16 protein-coding genes and 1 pseudogene are annotated in these 17,141 nt (G+C 59.9%); 5 read left to right on the top strand and 12 right to left on the bottom strand.

Annotated elements, in window-relative coordinates; genetic code table 11:
* Positions 1-278 precede the first annotated feature (278 nt).
* From dinB to ACQZ5H_RS30435, 3 genes are all read left to right on the top strand, one after another.
* Positions 279-1,367: a DNA polymerase IV gene (gene dinB, locus ACQZ5H_RS30445; protein WP_130279841.1), complete on the top strand. Its 1,089-nt coding sequence runs from the start codon at positions 279-281 to the stop codon at positions 1,365-1,367.
* A 125-nt stretch (positions 1,368-1,492) separates the two neighbouring features.
* The gene (locus ACQZ5H_RS30440) at positions 1,493-1,873 is read left to right on the top strand and encodes a DUF6180 family protein (protein ID WP_130279839.1); all 381 of its coding nucleotides are present in this window, start codon (positions 1,493-1,495) and stop codon (positions 1,871-1,873) included.
* A gap of 319 nt (positions 1,874-2,192) precedes the next feature.
* Complete coding sequence (locus tag ACQZ5H_RS30435; RefSeq protein ID WP_148194775.1) at positions 2,193-3,395, top strand: ROK family transcriptional regulator; 1,203 nt, start codon at positions 2,193-2,195, stop codon at positions 3,393-3,395.
* 8 nt (positions 3,396-3,403) lie between these two features.
* On the opposite strand, the gene ACQZ5H_RS30430 is transcribed toward ACQZ5H_RS30435, so the two are convergent.
* The 9 genes and pseudogenes from ACQZ5H_RS30430 to ACQZ5H_RS30390 all read right to left on the bottom strand — a co-directional run.
* Entirely contained in the window at positions 3,404-5,431 is a 2,028-nt protein-coding gene (locus tag ACQZ5H_RS30430; protein WP_449099980.1) for a beta-N-acetylhexosaminidase, read from the bottom strand.
* Positions 5,432-5,441: 10 nt separating this feature from the next.
* Positions 5,442-5,918 carry a GNAT family N-acetyltransferase gene (locus ACQZ5H_RS30425; protein WP_130279833.1) on the bottom strand — a complete coding sequence of 159 codons (477 nt, stop codon included), beginning with the start codon at positions 5,916-5,918 and terminating at the stop codon, positions 5,442-5,444.
* 11 nt (positions 5,919-5,929) lie between these two features.
* Entirely contained in the window at positions 5,930-6,862 is a 933-nt protein-coding gene (locus ACQZ5H_RS30420) for an ATP-binding cassette domain-containing protein (RefSeq protein WP_130279831.1), read from the bottom strand.
* On the bottom strand, positions 6,859-7,674 hold the full coding sequence (locus tag ACQZ5H_RS30415) for an ABC transporter ATP-binding protein (RefSeq protein WP_130279829.1): 816 nt from the start codon (positions 7,672-7,674) through the stop codon (positions 6,859-6,861). The genes ACQZ5H_RS30420 and ACQZ5H_RS30415 overlap by 4 nt, the downstream gene beginning before the upstream one ends.
* On the bottom strand, positions 7,671-8,573 hold the full coding sequence (locus ACQZ5H_RS30410) for an ABC transporter permease (RefSeq protein WP_449099979.1): 903 nt from the start codon (positions 8,571-8,573) through the stop codon (positions 7,671-7,673). Before ACQZ5H_RS30410 ends, ACQZ5H_RS30415 begins: the two co-directional genes overlap by 4 nt.
* The gene (locus ACQZ5H_RS30405) at positions 8,573-9,553 is read right to left on the bottom strand and encodes an ABC transporter permease (RefSeq protein WP_449099978.1); all 981 of its coding nucleotides are present in this window, start codon (positions 9,551-9,553) and stop codon (positions 8,573-8,575) included. The genes ACQZ5H_RS30410 and ACQZ5H_RS30405 overlap by 1 nt, the downstream gene beginning before the upstream one ends.
* A 21-nt stretch (positions 9,554-9,574) precedes the next feature.
* Positions 9,575-11,269 (bottom strand): ABC transporter substrate-binding protein, encoded by a 1,695-nt coding sequence (locus ACQZ5H_RS30400; RefSeq protein WP_130279824.1) that lies wholly within the window; start codon positions 11,267-11,269, stop codon positions 9,575-9,577.
* Between the two features lie 401 nt (positions 11,270-11,670).
* Complete coding sequence (locus tag ACQZ5H_RS30395) at positions 11,671-12,309, bottom strand: substrate binding domain-containing protein (protein ID WP_449099998.1); 639 nt, start codon at positions 12,307-12,309, stop codon at positions 11,671-11,673.
* 155 nt (positions 12,310-12,464) lie between these two features.
* Positions 12,465-12,575 (bottom strand): annotated as a pseudogene (locus ACQZ5H_RS30390) (helix-turn-helix domain-containing protein); the annotation flags it as partial.
* 145 nt (positions 12,576-12,720) lie between these two features.
* Between ACQZ5H_RS30390 and ACQZ5H_RS30385 the strand changes: the two are divergent.
* Positions 12,721-13,359: a glutathione S-transferase family protein gene (locus ACQZ5H_RS30385; protein ID WP_449099977.1), complete on the top strand. Its 639-nt coding sequence runs from the start codon at positions 12,721-12,723 to the stop codon at positions 13,357-13,359.
* A 358-nt stretch (positions 13,360-13,717) separates the two neighbouring features.
* Complete coding sequence (locus ACQZ5H_RS30380) at positions 13,718-14,455, top strand: SDR family oxidoreductase (protein WP_449099976.1); 738 nt, start codon at positions 13,718-13,720, stop codon at positions 14,453-14,455.
* A 104-nt stretch (positions 14,456-14,559) separates the two neighbouring features.
* Here the strand turns inward: ACQZ5H_RS30380 and ACQZ5H_RS30375 are convergent, their stop codons facing one another.
* From ACQZ5H_RS30375 to ACQZ5H_RS30365, 3 genes are all read right to left on the bottom strand, one after another.
* Entirely contained in the window at positions 14,560-14,784 is a 225-nt protein-coding gene (locus tag ACQZ5H_RS30375; RefSeq protein WP_449099975.1) for an iron chelate uptake ABC transporter family permease subunit, read from the bottom strand.
* Positions 14,685-15,101, bottom strand: coding sequence for an iron chelate uptake ABC transporter family permease subunit (locus tag ACQZ5H_RS30370; protein WP_449099974.1), 417 nt, complete (start codon positions 15,099-15,101; stop codon positions 14,685-14,687). Before ACQZ5H_RS30370 ends, ACQZ5H_RS30375 begins: the two co-directional genes overlap by 100 nt.
* Before the next feature lie 65 nt (positions 15,102-15,166).
* Positions 15,167-17,113, bottom strand: coding sequence for a putative bifunctional diguanylate cyclase/phosphodiesterase (locus ACQZ5H_RS30365; RefSeq protein WP_449099973.1), 1,947 nt, complete (start codon positions 17,111-17,113; stop codon positions 15,167-15,169).
* Positions 17,114-17,141: the final 28 nt, after the last annotated feature.

The raw sequence follows: 17,141 nt of genomic DNA, 5'->3' as shown, positions 1-17,141 counted from the left end.
CGCGATCAGCGCAGGTTGTCCATCGCAGGTCAGGTGCCCCGCTCGTCCTGGCCTGCAGGGATGCTCGGCAGCAGTCGCGGCAGTCCGGCCGTCCCGCACTCCGGGAGGTGTCTTCAGAAAAAATGAACACAGGATGGGCTGGCAGGGCGCTAGCCGAGGCAACGGATCGCCACAGCTATTTGACTCCAGCTAAAAAAGTTCTTACTTTGTTCTATTCATTTAGATAGATGAAATAGACATGAACCGGCACACTTCGAACTTCACCTGAGGCCGCACCAATGGATGTGACGGCAGCTTCGACGATTAGAAAGATCATCCATGTCGACATGGATGCGTTTTACGCGTCAGTGGAACAGCGCGATAATCCGGAACTGCGTGGCAAGCCGCTCGCCGTCGGTGGTGCAGCCGCCCGAGGCGTGGTTGCGGCTGCTAGCTATGAAGCACGAAAATTCGGTGTCCACTCGGCGATGCCTTCGGTCACGGCCGCTCGCAAATGCCCTGACCTGATTTTTGTGACGCCCCGCTTCGAGGTCTATCGCGCCGTCTCGCAGCAGATCCGCGAGATCTTTGCCGAATACACGCCGCTGATCGAGCCTCTGTCGCTCGACGAGGCCTATCTCGATGTGACCGAAAACCTCAAGGATATGCCGATCGCGACCGAGATCGCGCTGGAGATCCGCGCAAGGATCAAGGCCGTTACCGGGCTGAATGCTTCAGCCGGAATCTCCTACAACAAGTTTCTCGCCAAAATGGCCTCCGACCTCAACAAGCCGAACGGGCAGGCCGTCATCACGCCGAAGAACGGCCCTGCCTTTGTCGAAGGGCTGGCCGTGAAGAAATTCCACGGCGTCGGGCCGGCGACCGCCGAGAAGATGCACCGCCTCGGAATCCAGACCGGCGCCGACCTCAAGGCGCAGTCGCTGCAGTTCCTGACCGATCATTTCGGGAAAGCTGGTCCATACTTTTACGGCATTGCCCGCGGCATCGATGAGCGCCGCGTCAAGCCGGACAGGATCCGCAAATCGGTCGGCGCCGAGGATACTTTCGCGCAGGACATTCACAGCTATGACCCGGCGCTCGAGGGCGTGCGGCCGCTCATCGCCAAGGTCTGGCGCTATTGCGAGACCAACTCGATCAGGGCAAAAACCGTGACGCTGAAGGTGAAATATGCTGACTTCACGCAGATCACGCGCGCAAGGACAGTCGAGCGGTCTTTCCTGTCTGCCGGCGAAATCGACGAGGCCGTCGCCTCGCTATTGAAGTCCATCTTTCCGCTGCCGAAAGGCGTGCGATTGCTGGGAGTGACGCTATCCTCGCTTGAAAGGAGAGATAACCTCCGGACGGATCAGCTGCAGCTGACGCTCTGAGAAGCCATTCGACATGCGCCCCATTTGTCTGGCGATCGACTTTGAACGCATATGCAGCTCTTCCCTTTCGTCGCCAAAGCACCACTTCCTTGCCCGCATACCGCCTTATCAACGGAGACGTTTCAATGAATTATTCTGCCCTGCTCCTCATCGCAGCGAGCGTGGTTGGTTTTGCCGTTCCGGTTTTGGCTCAAGGCAGCGATTTCAGTCTGACATATCATGTGGAGCGCACGCCGAAGTCGAAGCTGAGCATCGAAGCATGCGCAAGTACAATCGAAAATTTGGCGAAGCAGGCGAGGCTCACATCGGACGTGCAGGCGTTTCCTGGGCAGCTCGTGGTCGTGCGAGGCGGTCTTGAGGGCCACGGTGCCTTCATCGCGCAATGCATCGAGGTTGAGCATACAACTGTGAGCGTTGTCCAAGGGATCAACTATCAGGGACCAAAGGCTGCGCTTGGCGAGTTTGCTGATCAGGCAAACGCTGCGGTCAAAGCCGCGGCGAACTAAGTTTCGAAATCGCTCCTATCCGCACGGAGCTTGCGAATGCCGGCAATGGCTTTTGCCGGCATGTGGCTTCTGCCGCAGACGGCCGAGGCGGCAAGACCGGAGCGTCCCCGTTGCGGCAGACGGCCGAAATTGGATCGCTATCGGCGATCGGAGACCTGCGTATCCTGCGGGCTTGGGCGAACGGTCCGGTTCTCAGCGGTCGTGTGCGGCTCGATCATCCTCTGTTTGACCAGACGGCTGACCGGCGGCCACAGAAAGCGCTTTCCTTGGCGCCATTCTCATGGGAATGGATAGGAGCGAATTTTCGACGAAAAGACCCATGAAAACAATATCCGGCACCAACCTCGAGCAAGCCAAATTTCACAACCGCCGTGTCGTGATCGAGGCGATCCGCAGCACCGGGCCGCTGTCGCGTGCAGCGATTGCCCGGATGACGGCGCTGACCACCCAAACGGTCTCCAACATCGTCGAGGAACTCGAGCGTTCGCACCTCCTGATAGCCGGCGAAGCGCAGAAGACGGCGCGGGGTCAGCCGATCATTCCCTATTCGATCAATCCGCAAGGCGCCTATTCGATCGGGCTTGAGCTCGGAAGCCAGCGCGCAAGCGGGATCCTGACCGATCTTTCGGGGGTAATCTGTGCACGCGTGGAGCGTAACATCGATCATGCGGAGCCCCAGAGGGCCATCCCCGTACTCGAAGAGGTCGTCGGCGAGCTGGAGCGCCAGTATGCGTTCGATCGCCGCCGACTGCTGGGCATCGGCATGGCGCTTCCCGGCCGCTATGCTGACGGCGGGATAACCACTCTCAGCCCGCAGAACCTTCCCGGATGGCAACGCTTTCCCGTCGGCCGCGAGCTCGAGAGCCGCCTCGGCCTGCCGGTTCTTATCGAAAACGATGCGGCGGCAGCAGCCATCGGCGAGCGGCTTCACGGTGTCGCGCGAGGGCTCAACAGCTTCGTCTATCTCTATCTTGCTCGCGATGGCGGTCTCGGCGCCGGAATGTTCCTCGACGGCCACCTCTACAAGGGAAGCCGCTACAATGCCGGCGAAATCGGCCATATCGTCGTCGAGCGTAACGGCAGGCCCTGCCCTTGCGGCAAACGGGGCTGTCTCGACCGCTATGTCTCTCCGTCGGTTGCCTACGAATTTATGGGGATCGACAATGCAGGCGAGCTCTCGACCGAGGAACTCGACGAACGCGTCAAGGCCGGCGGCCGCGGGCTGGAAGAGTGGCTGGCGCAGGCAGTGGAGCCGCTGCGCCAGACGATCGATTTTCTCGAGCTCGCTTTCGATCCGCAGACCATCGTTCTCGGCGGCAGCATCTCGACCTCGATGATGCAGCGGCTCGCCGATTGCCTGGAGCCCCTCCCCGTGCCGATCGATCCGGACGAAGTCAGGGTGGTGCCGCGCGTCACCATCGGCACGACCGGCAAGGACACGGCCATTCTCGGTGCCGCTGCCCTCCCGATCTTTTCCGAAACAAACCCGCGCTTCGACGTGTTGCAGAAGCCGCTTGGCTGACGGACCTCTTATGCCTCGTGGATGCCGTAGAGAAGCGGCATAAGGCCAGCGAGCGCCCTGAAGCGTTCCCACGACTTTGCTGCCGGTTTGGTCCAGCCCGTTTCGGCAAGGGCCGAAATCCTTGGGAAGACAAGGCGGTCAAAAACCGCCCTGTCGGTCATCGGCTCGGACCAGATGCACGCCTGGATTCCGCGTAGCATCTTCCTCTGGGCGCCGGTCCATCCCTCGACCGGGTCGAAGTTGTAGAGCTTCTCGGCATCCGAGGTTCCGGCCCAGTTAGCCCCCGGCTCATCCCAGTCGGTGCGCAGTGCCATGTCGAGGTAGTAGACCTGACCCGGGCATACCACGAGCTCGTAGCCGCGCGCGGCGAGGTCGGCTGCCACTTCGACGTTTCGCCAGCTGCAGAGATAGCTTTTCGACTTGTCGATCACGTCTCCATGCGCAGCTTCTTCCCAGCCGCCGGTCGTGCATCCCTGGGACGCCAGGAAACGTTGCACGCGCTCGAGGAACTCGGCCTGAAGGACAGCCGTTCCGGATCCGGAAATGTCATCGGCGCCATGCGTGTTGGTGATGACGTTCAGACGTTTGGCATGCTTTTCGGCGACGTCATTGCCGGCGACCGCGCGCAACCGCTCCAAAGCCTGAGGTGAACCGGACCACGCGCCGAGCGGTATCTCGTCGGCGCCGATATGGATGATCTTCGAAGGGAAGAGTTCGATGAGTTCGAGGAGAATGGCCTCCACGACCTCGTAGGTCTCTTGCCTTGCCGGATTGAGGCAGTTGTCCGGAAAGCCCTGAACCGAATAGTAGCTGCCCTTCTCCTCGGGGTCGCGCAGTTCCGGAATGGCAAGCTGCATAGCATAGCAATGGCCAGGCATATCGATCTCGGGAACGACGGAAATCCCGAAGGACGATGCCAGCGAGACGATCTCCCGAACGGCCGCTTTCGTATAGTAGCCGCCCGTTCGAGCTGCACTCGATCCGAGCAGCGGCGGGATCGCGAGGCCATGCCCCCGCCAGGCGCCGAGCTCGGTCAGTGCCGGGTAAGCGTCGATTTCGACGCGCCACGCCTCGTCATCGGAAAGATGCCAGTGGAAATGGTTGAGCTTGTTCCACGCCAGGACGGCAAGCAGTTTCTTGATTTCCGCCGCGCTGTAAAACTGCCGGGCGACATCGAGATGCAGTCCGCGCCAGGCCATTTCCGGCGCGTCGATTATCTCGCCGGAGCCGGGGAAATGGAATGCCTGAGGGTGCAGCCGTGCCCCGCGCCAGATCTGGCCGAGCGTGATCAGACCGTAGAGAAATCCGTTCCGGCCGCTGGCTTCGATGACAACGGTCTCGCCCGTGAAACGCAGGCGATAGCTCTCTGCGCCGTCAATCTCTGCGGCCTTGAGAGAAACCGGCATGCCGCCTTCGGCAGCCGGCCTGACCATGCCTTCCACGGCAAAGAGCTGTTCGACAAGCGCGGCAAAGCCCGCCGCGGCTTCTGTGCTGATGGCATCGGACGGTTCCAATGCGAAGCCGGCAGGCAGCGGCGCGCGCGCGCCGACCGAGACTTTGCTTGGCCAGGGAATGATCGACACGGATACCGGCGGCTGGGCAGGCACCGGAAATTTCTCCGCGCCGCGCTTGAGCGTCGCGTTGCTGGCAGACGAGCGCGTCGGCTCGCATTCCAGCGCGATGATCCGTCCGTCGTCGAGCGCGAGATAGGCATTGGTCGCACCGTCGGTCCAGTGCTGGAACTGCCAGCTCAGCGCAAAGACCGAGATCGACCAGGTATCGCCGGGCTCCAGAACGAAGCCTTCAGGGGGGCGGAACTCGGTGAAGTTCGACAGGCGTTTGGAAACAACCGCGCCCTCGACACGGCCGGCCGGATCGACACGGCCCGGTCCGCTCACACAGAGGGCGAAATGTTCGAGCGGCTCACCTCCAATGTGCCGCAGGCGAAGCACGTAGGAGAACTCGGTGTCGCCGGATGGCGGATTCCACATGGTCTCCAGCCGCAGGGTGGAGCGTTTGGGTGCGGACATGGTCATTCCTTCAGGTTCAGTTTTCGGTCTTGAGCATGCCGGCATAAATGCCGGGCTCGGAATTCGGGATTGCGGTTGCGCCCACGGCCTTCTCGTAGAAGGCAGACGGGCCGACATCGCCGATGATCGCATAGGCGTAGCCCATCGATTTGAGATCATTGAGGCTGGCAAACAGGAGCGCCCGTCCGACGCCGAGGCCGCGGGCGTCTTCATCGACGCCGGTCGGGCCGAAAAAGCCGCGAGCCGTCGCCTCGTGGCAGGCAAATCCGATCAGCGTCTGGCCACGGGTTGCGATGAAACAGGTCGGCGGCTGGCGGCTCATAGCGACCGTCGCTTCGCTCGCCCATCCCTTTCCGAAATGCGTCTCGATCCAGCCGGTGATCAGTTTCAGTTCAGGCGGCAGGGCACGCCTGATCGTGACCTCAGCCTGCGCCATGGCGGCTGATGACTTGTTGTCGACCGGCAAGGTCGAAAGGTTGACGAGGTAATCCATGCTGTTTGACCTTACTGATCTGCGTTGCCGGGTACGGCGGCGAAGTGGTTTGCGCCGACCTGTTCGATGACAGTCGATGCCGGCCGGCTGACGTTGCGCACCTTTTCCGCCTGCTCCAGGAAGCGCGCGCTTCCGCCCGTTATAAACGGCCTGCCTCCAACCGGAACGGCCGACAGCAGCAGTCGCGTATAGGGATGGCGCGGGTCTCCGAGCACGGCGTTTGTATCGCCCCACTCGACCATCTGGCCGGCAAACATCACGACGATCTCTTCTGCGACATGAGCCGCGGTGGCAATGTCGTGGGTGATGTAGAGAAGGGCGAGTTCGTTCTCGGCTTTGACCCGCGCCAGGAGATCGAGAATGTCCTTGCGGATGGAGACATCCAGCATCGATGTCGGTTCGTCGGCGACGAGAACGCTGGGATCGACGGCAAGTGCGCGCGCAATGTTGACGCGCTGGCGCTGGCCACCCGAGAGCTCGTGCGGAAATTTCCGGCGCGAGACCGCCGGGTCAAGCCCGACGCTTTCAAGCAGCTGATCGATGCGAGCGTCGAGCTCGGCCTTCGATGCGAAGCGGCCGTGCAATTCGAGCGGGCGAGACAGGTGATGGCTGACGCTGAAGGCAGGGTTCAACGAGGAAAACGGATCCTGAAACACCATCTGCACGTCCTTGCGATAGCGCCGTTCTTCCTTCGGCGTTCCGCGAAGCGTGAAATCCTGCCCCCTGAAGAGCAGCGTGCCGCCGGACGGCCGGTCGAGGCGGGCAATGATCCGCGCGCAGGTGGTTTTCCCACATCCTGATTCTCCGACGAGGGCCAGCGCACGCCCTGGATAGAGCGAGAAGTTGACGCCCCGTAGAGCCTGGACGGGACCAAACTGCCGGGTAATGCCATCAAGACGGATCAGAGGCAGAGGCGCTGTTGATAGGTTCGTTTCGGCCCTCATGCCATGACTCCGGAGGATTGCTCGTGGGTGGGAAGTTGCGGGATGGCGTTCCAGAGCTTGCGCGTATAGTCGTGCCTGGGTGCCGTGCTGACCTGCCGGACATCCCCGACTTCGACGAGACGCCCTTTCAGCATGACGCCGATGCGCTGGCACAGCTGCGCCATCAGGTGCAGGTCGTGGGTGATGAACAGGACAGAAAAGCCGTGGGTCCTCTGCAGGTCGACGACCTGTTCGAGAATCTCGCGCTGGACGACGACGTCTAGCGCCGTCGTCGGTTCGTCCATGATGATGAGCTCCGGCTGAAGCGCCAGGCAGATGGCGATGACGATGCGCTGGCGCATGCCGCCCGAAAACTGGTGCGGATAATCGCTGATACGGTGCGCGGGAATGCCGACAAGGCGGAACATCTCCTCGCCGCGTGCCCGTGACTGCTCGCGTGAGCATCCGGTATGGCGAAAGAGCACGTCGTGAAACTGTGCCTCGACCCGCATCAGCGGATTGAGCGAGTTCATCGCACTTTGAAACACCATGCCGACCCGCTTCCAGCGGATCTTCTGGAGTTCGCGTTCGGGCAGGCGCAGCAGGTCCTGCCCATCCAGCTTGATACTGCCACCCGCAATCCAGGCGGGCGCCTTGGAAAGCCGGGTGATGGCATAGGCGATCGTGCTCTTGCCGCACCCGGATTCGCCGGCAAGCCCGAAGATCTCACCCTTTCCTATGGTGAAGGAGACATCGCTGACCGCACGGAACTCGCCCTTGTCGACGAGGTAGTCGATATTGAGGTTGTCGATTTCCAGAAGGGTGTCGGTCATCGGCGTGCCTCCAGTTCGCGATTGCGGGCACGATTGAGACGGAACCAGCGCGAAAGCGCCGGGCCCGAGCGCAGTTGCGGGTTTGCGATCTCATCGAAGGTGAAGTTGAGGAGCGCCAGGCCAAGGCCGGTCAGGGCAATGCCGACAGCCGGGACGCCGACGTCCCACCATGCGCCGACCATGATCGCCGAGGCGTTTTGCGCATTGTAGAGCATGGTGCCCCAGGAGACCTTCAGGGGGTCGCCGAAGCCGAGATACTCGAGCGTCGTCTGGGCAACGACTGCATAGATGATGCTGCCGACCAGATTGATGCCGATCAGAGGTGCCAGATTGGGCAGGATCTCGACGAAGATGATCCGCCAGGCAGGTTCCCCGATCATCTTCGAGGCCGTCACGAAATCGCGGTTCCTGAGCGCCATGGTTTGCGAGCGCGTCATTCTCGCGCCCCATGGCCACGACGTCAGCGCGATGATCGTCATGATTGTCATCGGACCGACGGTTCCTGCGAAGGACGCGAGCAGGATCAGCAGCGGCATGTTGGGGACGACGAGCACGGCATTGGTCGCGAGGTCGAGGCCGGCGTCGATCTTGCCGCCGGCATATCCCGCCACGAGTCCGATCCCGGTTCCGATAATGGTGATCGCAATACCGGTGGCAAAACCGACCGAAAGCGAGCTCCTCGCTCCCCAGACAAACTGCCGGTAGACATCGCGCCCCATTTTCGTGGTGCCCATGACATGTTCGATCGACGGCGGCTGATGGGAGCGGCCGACGCGCGCACCGGGCTCGCCGGGAGCAATCAGCGGGGCAGAGAGCGCCGTCGCCCAGAGCGCGGCAATGATGATCAGCCCAGCGACGGCCTTTCGCTGACGAAGGATGGTTCCGAAAGTGAAGCTCATTACACAGCCTCCCGCAGTCGTGGGTCGATCAGTCCATAGAGAATATCGACGAGGAAATTGGCGCCGAGGGTGGCAAGCGTCATCAGCAGGAGCTGTCCCTGAATGACCGGATAATCGCGCGCGATGCTGGCCGTGTAGAGGGTCAATCCGAGGCCCGGATAATTGAAGACGATCTCGGTGACGATCGATCCGCCGAAGACTGCGCCAAGCATGAGGGCAAGGTTGGTCAGGACGGGCAGCATGGCGTTGCGGGCGCCATAGCCGAACATGACCGCCCGGTGGCTGAGGCCCTTGGCCCTGCCCATCGTGACGTAGTCCTCGCCGAGGATCGAAATCATCGACGAGCGCATCGTCGTCTGAAATTCACCGATCAGATAGGGCGACAAGGTCAGCACCGGCAGGATGGCATGGACCAGCACGCTGCCGGCAAAGGTGAAATCGAGACCGGGGTCGAGGTTTGGATCATAGGCATAGCCCACCGGAAACCATCGAAGCGAGACGCCGAAGACAAAGAGCGTCGTCAATGCGATGATCACCGGCGGCACCGCAATCATCACCACCGAAAACGGCGAGACGATCGTGTCGAAGCGCCCTCCCCGCCTCCAGGCCGCGACGGCCCCGAGGACGACGCCGATGCAGAGCGAAAACAGGATGGCGGTGACCACCAGAAAGAGCGTCCAGATTGTCGCCCGGCCCAGCACCTGGACGACCGTCTGCGGGTAATATTTGATTGAGACGCCGAGATCGAGCGTCGCCAGCCCTTTGATATAGTCGGCAAACTGGCTGAGCATCGGCGCGTCGACCGCGCCGAAGCGTGCCTTGATCGCAGCGACCGCAGCCGGCGTGGCGCGCGGCCCGAGCTGCGCAACCATCGCATCGACGGGGCTCCCCGGCATGAGCCGGGGAAGGATGAAGTTCATCAAGATGGCGAACGCGAGAGCGACCGCATAGACGCCAAGGCGCCTGCCTGAAACACGCATATCCCTGAACCCTCGACCGGCTTATTGGACCGGCTTGAGGCGCAGCAGATGCATCAGGCGCATCCGGTTATTGTCGTGATCCTCCGGATTCATGGCCGGATCCTTGTCCGTCACCCAGCCGGTAAAGCGCTTGCTGGAAAACTGGTACCAGGTCGGACCGTTGAAGACAGGCACGACCGGGAATTCGTCGGCGACCAGCAGCTGGATGTCGTTGAAGATCTTCTTGTGATCGTCATCGGTGGTTGCCTTGAGATAGGCGCCGAAGAGAGCATCCAGCTTCGGGTTCGAATAGCGCGACGGCGCGCCGGTGATCCGTCCGGCATAGGCTGTGGAGAGACTCTGATAATAGCCGCGGAACGGAGTCGCTCCGTCAGCACGTGAGTTCATCACGACCTCGAAGCTTCCATCGAGGATCTGCTTGCGCCACTGCTCGTATTCGGGCGTGGCAACGGAAGCGTTGATCCCGATCGCGCGCAATCCTTCGACCGCGATCTGGACCGCATCGATCCAGTCGGTCCAGCCGTTCGGAACGATGACAGGAAAGGCGATCGGCTTGCCATCAGGCGTGGAACGGAAGCCGTCGTCACCCTTCTTGTAGCCGGCGTCATCGAGGATCTTGTTGGCTTTCTCCGTGTCGAAGCCCATGAAGGCGTCCTTGTCGCCTTCGGCGGCCTGGTTGCGCCAGGTCTCGAAGCGCGGCGGCAGGCCGCTGGCATGTAGGTTGACCACCGGGTATCCGAAGCCGGCAATATCGACCATCGAATGACGGTCCATGGCCAGGCTGAACGCATGCCGGAAATTGACGTCCTTGAAGGCCTCGAGGTTGCCTTCGTTGGAGCTCTTGAAGTTCATCTGAAATGCGACGGTTTCGGCAGGCGGCTGCCAATAGCCGTTATGGTCGGCGTCGAGAGCGACAAATGTCTTGTCGATCTCCGGTATGAAGGATCCGATCCAGTCCATGTTGCCTTCCGGCAGGATGGCGAGCATCTGGTCGTTGCCCGAGATCTGCGGCAGCCGGATGCAGTCGACATGGAGCGATGCACTATCCCAGTAGTTCGGATTGCGGCACTGTTCGTAGACCTGCGGGGTGAAGCGGCGCACGTCGGTCAAGGGTCCTGATCCGACCGGCTTTTCGTTTTTGAAGGCGACCGGATCGGAGACGTCCTTCCAGACGTGCTCGGGAACGACGGCCAGATCCGCAAGCGATTCCGGGAATTCGGAGTTGACCTCTTTCAGGTTGATGCGCACCTCGGTTGCCGAGGGCGCTTCGACGGAGGCCACGGTTTCGCCGACACCGACCGTATCGAGGGCGGCGTTCTTCAGCATCAGATCGATCGTGTATTTGACGTCGAGGGCCGTCAGCGGCTCGCCGTCCGACCACTTGAGGCCGGGACGCAGTTCGTAGGTGATCGATTTCAGATCGTCCGAAAACTTGAAGCTTGTCGCCAGCCGCCAGACAGGCTTGCCACCGTCTTCGGCATTGAAGATGACGAGCGGCTCATAAATGAAATCCATCGTGCTCTGCCGGCGCCCGGCAAGGTCGAAGGGGTTGAAGTTCTGCACCCAGCTCGTCTGTTCCTCGATATGCATCGTCAGGATGGCCTCGGCGGCGGAAGTGCCGGCGACGCCGAACAACAGGGTGGACGCCAGGGCGGTGGTGATCGCCCAGCCTGCCCTTGCGGCGATGCTGCGCTGTGCTTGTTCATTCTTGATCATCGATTTGGTTCCCTCTTTTGTTATGCAGTCAATCAAATTGATTTAATAAAGCTAGCGGTCTCTTTAATGGTCGTCAATTGGTCTGAAGATGGTATTTTCGAAGTCTCGTTGGAACCTATGGCACTGAGGGTGCCGAGAGCATCGCTTGTGCATAGAGACGGCCGAGCACTCGACGGCTCGACATGGATCGGGCCGAGGTGACCATCAACCTTATTGAGTGCAGCGCTGCCTCACCGCATAACGATTTGGCGCAGGACATCGATGAGACAGCGCCTGCCAACAGGCATCGCGTCATCATACCTTTGCCGTGATGGTTGCCGCGAAGGCACGTCGCTGAAGAATTCGTGCTCAGGAGAAGCGCAGCACGACCATAAACCGCGGAGGCGATTTGCCTCGGCCAGTCAGATGCTTGCTTCTCCGCCTTCACTCTCGGAACTGAAGTCCGAAGCCAATTCCTGTCTGATGAAATTGGCGAAGGCTCTCGCCTTGCTGCTTGCCGTACGCCCGCTCGGAAATGCTGCCCAAAGGTCGACCGGCGGCAGTTCCCAATCCGTCAATAACCGCCGAACCGTGCCCGAAGCCAGTTCGGGAGCGAACATCCATTCGGAAGCAACCGCTAGGCCCATCCCGGCAAAAACGGCCTCCCGCACGCCCTCGGCGGCGTTCAAACGAATGCGTCCCTTGATTGTCACGGCGCTATGCGACGAACCTTTTCTGAAATTCCATGCCGTCCCGCCGCTGCGCAAATCATAGACTACTGCGTGATGATTCGACAAATCCATCGGAGACAGGGGCTCTCCGAACTCCGCGACATATTTCTGGGAAGCGACAACCACCCGGGGGCTCGCTCCGATCTTCCTGGCAGTCAGCGACGAGTCCTGCAGATCACCCATCCTCAGCGCGATGTCGATACCGGCTTCCACAAGATCGACATTGCGGTCGTCCATAACCAACTCGATATCGAGGTCGGGATGCTGCGCCAGAAACTTCGGCAGGAGCGGAACAACATGAAGCCTGACGAAGGTGACGGCCCCGCTGATGCGGAGCCGTCCACGAGGGCGGCGCCCGAACCCCTCGCCTTTGCTTCGGCCTCGTCGGCCTCTTCGACGGCGCGTTTGGCATGATCATAGAAATTCTCGCCGGCCTCCGTCGGGGTCAGGCCTTGTGTGGTGCGAAGCAGGAGCTTGGTTCCTACACGATCCTCCAACTGCGCTATCATCTTGGAGACCGCGGGTTGCCCGATACGCAGCAGCCGCGCCGCGCCGGTGAATGATCCGGTATCGACAACGCGCACGAATGCTTCCATGGCAGCCAGCCGGTTCATGCATCATTCCTCCTTGGAATGATGCATATGTCTTCATCGCACTTTCCTTCGTCAAGTGAATATCCGCAGATAGCGATGTGGCGCATGGCCGACGCCCTATCCTGCCAATCGTTCGAAGGAAATCCTCATGTTAGAAGTTTATGCATTTGCCACACCCAACAGTCTGCGCGTTCCTATCGCTCTTGAGGAGCTCGGGCTGGCTTACGAATTGCGATCCGTCAATGTCAGGAAGGGTGAGCAGAAACTGCCGGGCTATCTCGCAATCAATCCGAACGGCAAAGTGCCTCTTCTGGTGGACAGCGAGGGCCCGGACGGCCAGCCGCTGACAATCAGTGAATCCGGTGCGATTCTGGTCTATCTTGCACAAAAAAGCGGTCGACTGCTTCCCAGGGATGGTGCTGGTCGAGCCCGGGTCTTCGAGCAGATGTTCTTTCACCTGACAGGGATTGGTCCAGCCTTCGGACAACTCGGGTTCTTCAAGCGGCAGGCGACCGAGCAGATACCGTTGGCGGTCGCTCGGTTCCAGACTGAGGCGGAAAGGGTCCTTGCGGTCCTCGAAGGCACGCTCCGCGAAAGAAAATTTACCGCTGGCGACGAATTCACCATAGCCGACATCGCGCATTTCGGGTGGCTGTGGCGCCGCGATTTCGCCGGTATCGACTTTGATGCGTGGCCTGCTATCGCACGCTGGTATAGCGAGATCGATGCCCGTCCGGCGGCAAGGCGGGCAATCGACAAAGTTACCGCTCTCGTGCCCGCGACTTGAACCGAACTCGGGAAGTGGATCAGTCGGTCTGTTTCCCGAGCCTTGAGACAATTGTCGCCTCGATAAGGTTTGGCCAAAATACACGATGGCCGCGGCCCGTCGTGGGAGGCTTTATTGTATCGCCCTAGCCTTCGGTCGGTTGATCATCACAGTCTGTAGAACAGTGCCTCCAATCTGCCAACCCTGCCCACAGCGACTTCGCACGCGATGTACTATTCCAAAATGGAATAGTCGTTAGTCGTCTTTCACGGCTACAGCGTCAGCCCTCCCGATTTTATCTGAGTGGCAGGCACCCAACGGGCGCCGTCCCGACACGACGAACGGCCGGGAACGAGAGATCAATCGAAGGAAAAAATCGATGAGCAGGAAATTGGAAGGCAAGGTTGCCGTGGTAACCGGAGGCAGTGCAGGTATCGGACTGGGGATCGCAAAGCAATTCGCTGCTGAAGGCGCGCTGGTCTACATTACCGGTCGCCGCCAGGGCGAACTCGACGCCGCGGTTGCTGCGATCGGCAATGGAGCGGTTGCGGTGCAGGCCGATGCCTCGAAGCTGGCTGACCTGGATAAGCTATATGATGTCATCAAGAAGGCAAACCGGCAGATCGATATTCTGCTCCTCAATGCGGGCTTTTATGAATTCATGAAGTTTGGCGAGATCACGGAGGAGCATTTCGACAAGACTTACAACACGAATGTTCGCGGCCTGCTCTTCGGGTTCCAGAAGGCGTTGCCGATCTTGCGCGATGGCGCATCGATCATTCTGACGGGCTCGATCGCCGCCTCGAAGGGCATTCCGACCATGTCGGTTTACTCATCGACCAAGGCAGCGATCCGGAATCTCGTGCGCGGCTGGATCATCGACACGAAGGAGCGCGGATTTCGCATCAACGTCCTCAGCCCCGGTCATACGCTGACGCCTGGCCGGTCGGGGCTTATTCCCGCAGAAGCCTACGAAGGAATCGCCGGCACAATTCCGCTCGGACGCATGGGAACACCCGAGGATATGGGTAAGACCGCCCTGTTCCTTGCCTCCGACGATAGCGCCTATATCACAGGTGTCGAAATCCACGTCGACGGTGGCGTGGCGCAATATTAGGCGTGCCGGGGCGGGCTGCGGTCCGCCCCATTTCAGCCGCGCCTGTCGGTCCAGAACGGCCTGCAATCATGGTCGTGGCATCGCAGTTCGGTTGGTCCTCCCGCCTAGCGTTTTTTGCCCGAAAGAAAAGCAAAGAAGAAATACGGCGTTCCAACCAAAGACGCGATGACCCCGGCAGGTATCTCATATGGAAAATCGACCACCCGCCCGATCCAGTCTGCGGATACCATCAGCGACGCGCCGACAAGTGCGGCTGCCAGCATTCCTTTTGCCCCCCTCCCGACACGGCTTTTCGCGCCGGATGCAGTGCCATTAGGCCGACGAAGCACAGCGGGCCGATCAACAGGGTGGAGGCTGCGGTGACAACTGCGCACAACAGCAGGATTGCAACCCGCGTTCGCGCGGGCGACTTCCTCGCCAAGCGAAAGAATGCGCAGGCCACACGAAAAGGACGGCGCGATCGTGAGGCTGACCGCCAACACCGGCGGACTGTGCCGAGACCATCGCCGCAACCGGCTCCAACGCTATGCAATCTGGAAGCTCCGCGTTTCTGCCGGTTGCTTCCACCCGGCCAATGGCAGGTCAGGTCGGCTCTCGGACGCTTAGCAGTGCGATGATCGACAACCACCGAGGCGGCGCTGATCATCGCCGGTGGGCACTATTCGCCAACGCTCCCCGGATGTCAGGCGCTTGGCCGCCAAGCCAACTCGATCATGCAAAGATCCGGATTCTTGACGGAGGTGCTACAAACGCTTTGGCTCCGGCAATGTCCAAAGGAGGCGCGAACAGGTATCCTTGAACGTTCGTCGCACCCAGCGCGATCAGCGTGGTCAGTTCCTCCTCGCTTTCCACACCCTCGACTACACAATCCAAACCCATCTCTTGACTCAGAGTGAGCAACGATTTGACGATTTTATAACTTGCAGGCTTGAGGTGAAGTTCCGTCACGAAGCTCCTGTCGATTTTTATTTTCGTCAGCGGCAGAGCATGCAGTCGCGTCAGGCTCGAGTACCCTGTGCCGAAATCGTCGAGCGATATCCCGCATCCAAGCAGGCGGAGCCTCTCGACAGATTGCTTCACCTGAGCAAAATCATGTGCGAAGGCAGTTTCGGTTATCTCGAGATCCAGTCGGCGGGGATCAAACTTGCTCTGGTCGATTATTGAAATGAGTGAGAGCACACCAGCGTCTGAATTGAGATCGTGCGCAGATAGGTTGAACGCCAGACGCAATTGCGGGTCCCAAGTAGATGCGGCTGCAAGTGCACGCTTCAAGAGAGGCTGGGTCAGCGAGCTGATTATCCCTGCTCGCTCAGCAATCGGTATGAAGCTTCCCGGTGATACTCTACCTAACGAAGGGCTCTCCCATCGGGCCAAGGCTTCAAAGCCAACGGCCCTGTCGAGGTCTATATTGACGATAGGCTGGAATAAGACCGAGAGTTCGGTATCAAAATTCGCCTCTCGTAACGCGTTCTCAATTCGAGCTTCAACGTTGATCTGGCTCTCGTGCACTTCGTCAAATAGAACGGCGCCGCCACGCTCTCGTCTTTTGGCGTGATAGAGAGCGTAGTCGGCGCGATCAAACAGCTGTTCCAGGTTCGAGGCTAGATCGGGGTAGACGGCGATTCCCATAGACGCCGAAATGTGAACCGTTCCCTCCGGCATTTTGTAGGGCTCACGCAGGCTCCTGCTGATCGCGTTGGCGTTAAAAACCAGCTCGTCGTTCTCAGGAATAACAGGTGCGATGATCGCGAATTCATCGCCGCCCAATCTGAAGGCGGTGCTGGCCTTAAGGAGCCCCGAAAGCCTTTCGGCTACCTGCACCAAGAGCCGATCGCCCACGGAATGACCATATAGGTCGTTGACAGGCTTAAACCCGTCCAGGTCCATAACTCCCAAAGCCAAGCGCGTTCCATTGAACCGTGCTGCTGCCAATTCCTTCTCCAGCTGCGCGAAAAACGCCCTCCGATTGGCGAGCCCAGTCAGGCTGTCGAGGTTCGCCAACTGGAAATTGTCGTTGCTCAGGGCTTCAGTCCGCTGCTGCGAAACAACCATCTGTTCGAAGTTGCGGAAGTTGGTAAGCACGATGGACATCATGCCCGCACTCACGAGAAGAACATTGATCGCAATCGCAATGAAGGTAGGTTGCCCACTCGACGCAAAAAAACCGATGAATGCGCCATTCACGACTATGGCGACAATGAATGCTGCCGAGCGCACATACATTAGGCAAAATATGCACGAGATGACTGTGATGGCCATGTAGAATGCTACATGGGAGCGCTGGTAGGCATCCCCGTAGGGAACGAGCGCAAATGACCACGCGGTAAAAGCGAAGGCAATGAAAGCGGCTAGCCGGTTCGTGCGCAGCAGTGCCGCATGGGCTTTTTCTGGTGCGGGATCTATTTTTCTCGAGCGCCACCAGAATGCCACACGGACTGCGCAACCAAACGTCAAGATTATAGGCACTCCCGCAGTCAGCCAGCCTGGGGCAACACCGCTATGAGTAATCGCCAATGCCCATGTGCTCGAGATCAGGATGAGATACATCATCGGCATTTGCCGCGTGAACGCCCGATATTGCGCCTTGAGCAGATCCGGATTGTCGGTCTGCACCGAGATGAATTTCCTTATCGCCAGCGATGCATCCCGAAAATTCATATCCGCAAACCCTTTCGTTAGCCGACAC

This window comes from Rhizobium sp. 21-4511-3d (assembly GCF_053522545.1).
This window is presented reverse-complemented; position numbering and strand designations above follow the sequence as displayed.